The following is a 2,552-nucleotide window of genomic DNA, read 5'->3' as shown; positions in this document are numbered from 1 at the left end:
CAACTTCGCCATGCGGGGTTAGAGAAAGCGGGGTTGGAGAGAAAGGGAGAAGAGGATATTGGATTGGAGAGGGGGAAGGGGAAACTTTCTGGAGAAAGTTCCCCCTTCCCCCTCTCCAAACCTCTCCCCCTTCCCCTTCAAAGACTTTCGTGCTTATCGAATCCCTGTTGTCAGCTGTGCGGGCCAAACGGTTTTCTTTCCATGTGGGAACATATCGTTTGGCTCTGCCGTTATAACCGGCTGATGTTTTAGGCTGTGTCATAAAAAACAGTTAGGCTGTGTCGACAATTGGCTATACTATTTGAAATTATTGAACTATTTAAATCCATAAAAGACTATTTAATAGTTTCAAATAATTATATAAAATAATGACGCGGCCTAGTGCTTTTTTCCTTAAAATTCCAAAGGAATAACCGACAAAATACCTTAGGCATGGATTCCGCTAGGCTCTGTCATAGTATATGGTTGTTTTTGTTTCAGTAATATACTGAAAATATATAATATTTTCAAATTTTCCGCTGGTGGGCTCTGTATTGGGGGATTTCATTGGTTATTTCTTTGGAATTTCAAGGAAATAAAGCATCAACCGTTTTCTATGACACAGCCTTCCGCTAAAAGGAAAACGGGATAAAAAGGCTCTATTTTCACCGTACTGTGAAGATGAAACAACCACACACTATGACGGGGCCATGTTTTATTCCTTGGATTCCAAGGGCTGTGTCACAGGAAGCGATTGATGTTTTTTTCTTGAAGTTCCAAAGGGATAACCAGAAAAATGCCCTAGCCCTAGCTCCCGCCAAGGGGAAAACCGGAAAAAAGGCTGTATTTTCCACCACACTGTGGAGATGAGAAACAACCACATACTATAAAGAGCCTACTGAAAATATATATTTTTCTCCAATTATTCCTCTGATGGGCTCCATGATTGGGGCTTTTTATTGGTTATTTCTTTGGAATTTCAAGGAAAAAAGCATCAACCGTTTTCTATGGTGCAGCCCCCAAAATTGCTCAGTTATGAAGACAGCCCAAGGAATAGGATAAAAAAGCTGTGTCTTCAATATGTTGTTGAGACATTGTCGAGACAAAAACAATTACACCCCATAACGGAGCCCAATATATCAACCATCCAATATATCAATCATCCAATATATCAATCATATTGTATGGCAGGGTGTATCGTTTCTCCTGTTTCCGAAAGCAATCACATTGAGGGGGCAGCTTGCTCCTTCCTTACAGAGTACATTCCGCCAAATCACGCTTCGCCTTGATCCGCCCGGCAAGAGCGTGTAGCATCATGCACCGTAAAACATATATTGATCCGCAAGATTCTCTAGGCTGTATTGTCTTTATATATGTAATCATTTGAAATTATTAAAAAATATTTTTACAACTCGAAAAATAGTTAAATAGCTTCAATAAATTATATCTAATTGACGACACGCCCTAGGAAACTTGCGGAAATGAATTTCCACTGTGAGGCGGTTTGCATGAAGCTGGAAAACGACATTGCTCAGCATCTTGAACAGGGAGAGTTTCTAGCCCTCGCCACGATCATTGAGCGATCCGGTTCCGCCCCGCGCCACGCGGGAGCGCAGATGCTGGTCACGCGGGATTTGTCCGTGCTTGGAACCATCGGCGGCGGGCAGGTCGAATCCGACGTGCTGGCGGCATGTCTCCCTGTCCGTAAAACGGGAGCCGCCCACCTGATGCATTTCGACATGACCGGGTTCACGCCGGATGCCGATATGATCTGCGGCGGCATCGTGGATATTCTCGTGGAGCGGCTCACGCCCGAACAGCTTCCGGCCTTCCGCCAAGCGGCGGAGTGCCGCAGCCGGGCCGCCTTCGGGGTCTGGCTTGTGGACATTACCAACCCCGCCTCGCCTCAGCGCAGCTTCCACACGGACGCCTCCGCCCTGCCCCCGCCCGTTCTGGCGCAGGTCAGGAGCAACAGCGCGGCCTGCATCGATCTTGACGGCAGGCGCGTCTATGTCGAGCCGCTGATCCATCAAGGCGTCGTCGTACTCTGCGGCGGCGGGCATGTTTCCCTTGCCACAGGCAGGCTGGCCCATGAAGTCGGTTTTGAGGTCATTGCCGTTGACGACCGCGAGGAATATGCTTCCCCGGCGCGTTTTCCCTTTGCCCGCGCCGTCCACGTCCTGCCTGAATTTAGGGGGCTTGCCGAAACCTGCGGCATCGGGCCGGAACACTATATCGTCATCGCCACACGAGGGCACAGCCACGACAGGGAATGCCTCTCCCAAGCCATGCACACGACAGCCCACTATGTCGGCATGATCGGGAGCAAGCGCAAGCGTGACGGCATCTACAGTTTTCTGCGCTCGGAGGGCTTCTCCGAAGGCGATTTCGGACGCGTCCACAGCCCCATCGGGCTCGAAATCGGTGCCGAGACTCCTGAGGAAATCGCCGTCTCCATCGTAGCCGAGCTCATCGCCGCCCGCAGGGGGCTGGTGTAGGGAAGAGGGGAAGGGAAGATTGGGAGGGGCGGGGAAACCTTTCTGGAGAAAGGTTTCCCCGCCCCTCCCAAACCC

1 protein-coding gene is annotated in these 2,552 nt (G+C 49.8%); it reads left to right on the top strand.

The features are described from left to right. The first annotated feature begins 1,487 nt into the window (after positions 1-1,487). Entirely contained in the window at positions 1,488-2,477 is a 990-nt protein-coding gene (locus tag ACZM8Y_RS18020) for an XdhC family protein (RefSeq protein WP_479860089.1), read from the top strand. Positions 2,478-2,552: the final 75 nt, after the last annotated feature.

Source organism: Bilophila sp., assembly GCF_057864385.1.
Note: the sequence above shows the minus strand (reverse complement) of the source record. Positions and strands in the feature narration are given on the sequence as shown.

Coding starts and splice junctions, on each gene's coding strand:
- ACZM8Y_RS18020 (WP_479860089.1), top strand. CDS start 1,488: ATGAAGCTGGAAAACGACATTGCTCAGCATCTTGAACAGGGAGAGTTT.